This window comes from Streptococcus sp. ST14 (assembly GCF_046098195.1).
In the GTDB taxonomy this organism is placed as follows: domain Bacteria; phylum Bacillota; class Bacilli; order Lactobacillales; family Streptococcaceae; genus Streptococcus.
On the sequence record NZ_JBJUSF010000052.1, the window covers coordinates 1 to 3,761 of the forward strand.

Here is a 3,761-nt window from a genome sequence, read left to right on the forward strand (position 1 = left end):
TACTTGGACAGAAATCAGCAACTGGTAGGTGCGAGCCTCCAGGGACTTGTTCCTGATCAAGAACGTCATCCTGGCAAGGGGTACTTGAAACAAATCATGTATCAATCAGAATCTATCAGTGGCTTAAACGTTTCTATAGGCTCTCCTAAGCGTTTAATTGTGACAGAGGCACCAATTGACCTTATGAGCTATTATGAGCTTCATAAGGGCGAATTAAACGATGTTCGACTGGTTGCGATGGAAGGATTAAAAGAGGGAGTTTTGTCTCACTATGTTCTTGAAATTCTGCAGGAGCGAGGGGAGCTTACGATGGATGAAAGGGATTATACCAAGTCTAGTGAACTAACACGTACCTCTAACTTTTTATCTGTTGCAGCGGAAACATCCACACTTTTCCAAGATCACAAATATGATGATCTCATCACGCTGGCAGTTGATCACGATAAAGCAGGTACAGACTTTATTACCAAACTACGGGAGAAGAAAATCCCAGTTATCGATGCAAGACCGCCAAAACGTGAAGGCCAGGAGAAGACAGACTGGAATGAGATTCTGAAGCAGACCAAGAAACTGGAAAAGGCTGAGGAAATTCAATCATCAAGTCACTTTCCTGATACCAGCCACCTCTCTCCTGAAGATGCAACATGGTTGAAGGAAAACTGGAATAATATAGGTTTTTCAGTAGAGCCAAAAAAACAAATGATCATTGATTCGGACAAAACAGTGACCTTTGAAAAACCTTCCAATCCTCTTGGAGATTCTAGTAGAGCACTGGAAGAAAATCAGAGCACAGAAAAAGCTCTTGGGAAGTCTCAAGAGCAAAATATGAATTCAGAGTATCAAAAAAATGAGAGGACCAATGGTAGTCAGGGGTCTTTACAGCCCAAGGCTGAAGGCAGTCCCACACCCGTACCAGAAGTTGGTACCTTTGAACGCTCTGTTACCAGTCGCCCTACGTTATCCTCTCATTTATTATATTTTAGCATAAATGAAGAGTTTCAGTCAAGTAATGATGGCCACTATCATTCTATTTCCTCGCATGAATTAGCTAAATTGAATCGTCCAATTCGTAGTCAAACTATACAGAATGCAGCGCAGTATTATTTGGCTGAATTGGCTAACTCTAAGATTTATTATGTCACTCCTGATAAGACTGTACAAGTAAATTTTGAAGAAAAACACTTCATGCACTTGACGGGGATCAAGCCACTTGCACCAGGGCAGACACCTGAAAAAACTTTACGTGATTTTGCAGAGGGAAACGGGCACTTTGATAATATTCTTTTGGCTAACAATGATGCAGCTTTTGACAAAATCAACGTCCTGTCAGATCTTTCAGTCGCAACAGAAAGTACGTCTTTCTATTTTGATGATTTAACTAATCTTAGACGATATAATGGGCGCTTTGACAGTCTTATAAAGTCTGATGATAAAGATATTATTTTACTGTTTAAAGAGCTGGAAGAAGAAAATTATATTCCAGTATCAGTATTTCAATCTAGAGCCAGACTGGTCAAAGAACTGGAGACGGCAGATAAAACTCCTATTCTTGCAGTATTCCGTGAACGTAATGGCCACATTGAACAGCTATCGATCAATGAGGACTATATTAAGGATGGGGGCAAAGAATTGCAATCCATTATGAAAAATGGCTTGTTTGAGGAAATCAAGACTGATACAACTAAAGAAATTGAACATATTGCTCCAGAGGACACATCGAATAAAACTTCACTTGATTCAGCTACCTTTACTCAAGTCTTAGATACTGTCTATAATTTAGGTGTGCCAGGTGACATCTCAAAAACTCCAGAAGAATTTCATCAAGCCTGGAATCAGTATCTTGACTATGCGAAACGGTACAATGATAAATTTGACCAGATTGTTACTGCAGCTGGTGCAGATCATCTCCTAGATACCAATTCAGATTTTTATAAAGAATGGCAACAAGATCACATCTATAAGGAGAACTACCATGTACGTCTTCAATGGGCTGAGGAGCGACCAGATGGGCCTAAATTGCCATTTAAAGAAACCGAGCTGATATCTTATCAGGATTTCGCTAGGGAGCTATATAAGGCCAACCAGAGCTTTTATCAGTTACATCAGGAAGGGCTAAAACAAGTGACTGATGGTCACCCAGAAGGCTATCTCTCTCCAACTAAGATTCAGTTTAGTATCTACGCTCCTGATGGTGAACTGATCCAGGATAGCATCCGTTACAATATCGGTGAGGAGATTAACCCCATCGCTCACAAAGAAAGACTTGGAACACGAGAAATGAGAGAGTACCCAGAATTGATGAAGATAGATGGGGCCATATTCACTCCGTATCATCTGGAGAGATTAGCGAGTGAGTTAGATATTTCTCAGTTCAGTTACGCTTTAGAAGATACTCTTTACGCAGATCAACTTCTATCCCAACTCCCATTTGGAGATTTGGAAAATAGTCCAATTGGATTTACAGATAGTAGTCATGATGGTCGCCTTGGATTTATCTCTTTTGATGGAATGGATAGTATAGAGGTCGAAAATCTATCTGCTTGGTTTGAGAAGTTGGGAGTCAAAGACTCACCTATGGAACAATTGGCCCTTATTGAAAAATGGCAAAAAGAAATCAAAGGTTTATCAGAAAAAGTTGAACAAACGATCTCCACAGTCCGAGAAGAATTTGAGAAATCACAAGAGGAAGAAATCAAACTAGAAGAACAAAGCTACAACAAGCAGGAGTTGGAACATGATGCGGATGCTGACGGTGTTTCTGATGATGAGGAGTTGCTTCAGGGAACGAATCCGTATGATTTTAGATCGAAGCCAGGTTCTAAACCAGAGGTTGAAGAGGGTCTACAAGCGGATGAAATTGTTTTAGCAGCTGGCAGTCTTGCAGTCGCAGATTTTATTCAAAATAAAGATATGGCAGGATTAAGTCGTCATCTTAAAGAAGGGATTAAGGAGTTTCTGGATTCAGATAAGTACAAAGACTATCTAACGAAAATGAGCCAACTAAATAATTATTCTAATCGCAACTTGCGCTTAATTCTTGCACAAAATCCTGAAGCAAGGCAAGTAGCTTCTTTCAAACAGTGGAAAGAAAACTTTGGTCGCTATGTGAAAAAAGGTGAGAAGGCTTTACGTATTTTTAAACCTATGACGAAGATCAAAAAGGATGAGAATAACCAACCAATATTGGATAAAAATGGGAAACCAGAAACAGTTACATTCTTTGGTTTGGTACCAGTTTTTGATGTTAGTCAGACAGAAGGAAAAGAGATGCCAAAAGCTGCAGAAGTGAAAGAACAGCTGACTGATTTGGACTATGCAAATCTTTACCGTGCCCTAATGGCTATTGCAAAAGAAAATGATGTATCGGTTCGATTTGAAGAGATGGAAAATAATAAACATGGATATTATTCTGTCCTAGAAAATCAAATTGTTTTACGTAGTAATGAGATGAACAAGGCTCAAATTATTAAAACTTTCTTACATGAAATGGCTCATGCAGAGTTGCATCATGCAGATAATCCTCAAAAGGAAAATCTAACTAGAAGCACCGCTGAACTCCAGGCTGAAAGTGTCGCTTATGTCGTTTCTTCATACTATGGTATTGATACGTCAGAGTATTCCTTTAACTATCTATCTGGGTGGTCTGCTGATAAGGAGACACTTGCTGATTTAGAAGCACAGTTGGATATTGTCCAACAAGAAGCTAAAAGTTTAATGGTTCGGATGGATCAAGCATTGGAACAATTAAGATTGAGTCAGGA

General features: G+C 39.4%; 1 protein-coding gene. It reads left to right on the forward strand.

Features of this window, described 5'->3' with window-relative positions:
- A partial coding sequence (locus ACIY19_RS10675) for a PBECR4 domain-containing protein (protein ID WP_409003387.1) occupies nucleotides 1-3,761 on the forward strand: 3,761 nt, incomplete at both ends.